The sequence below is a fragment of the Faecalibacterium sp. DFI.5.82 genome (genome assembly GCF_029076575.1).
In the GTDB taxonomy this organism is placed as follows: Bacteria; Bacillota; Clostridia; order Oscillospirales; family Ruminococcaceae; genus Faecalibacterium; species Faecalibacterium duncaniae.
In genome coordinates, this window is the sequence record NZ_JARFIS010000059.1 from 1 (window position 1) to 479 (window position 479).

Consider the following 479-nt stretch of genomic DNA (forward strand, 5'->3'; position numbering starts at 1 on the left):
TGTGGCTGAAGTCGGCGCGCATGAGCTCGACCACGGCCACAACAGCGTCCCGATGGAGACCTGCGGCAACAAGGCTATCCCCATCATCAAGCAGTATTTCGGCGCCAACGCCAACAACCGCGGCTTCGACCAGCAGACCGGCAAGGAGCTGACGCAGAACGGCATCAGCACCGCCGTCGCGTGGGGCGGCGAGTGGGTACTGTGTGGCGACCATACCGCCGCCTATACCTATGGCGCAGACGTGGATCCCCGCGCGATCTTCGACGTCTCCATGCGGATGCTCATGCACATCACCAACAGTTTCCAGCGCGAGTGGAGCCCTGAGATTGACAGCCCCATGACCCGGGCTCTGAAGGATCGCATCATCAACCGCGAGCAGGAAAAGCTCGACGGTTAAGTGAGCATGGGCGCCCTGCTGGGCGAGCCTGTGATCCTGTTCCTCGAGAGCGAGAACAGCACCACCGACGTGATGAATGGCG

1 pseudogene is annotated in these 479 nt (G+C 62.0%); it reads left to right on the forward strand.

Going from position 1 to position 479, the window contains the following annotated elements:
• A pseudogene (locus P0G09_RS15550) lies at positions 1 to 397 on the forward strand (phage tail sheath family protein); the annotation flags it as partial.
• Between the last annotated feature and the right edge of the window lie 82 nt (positions 398 to 479).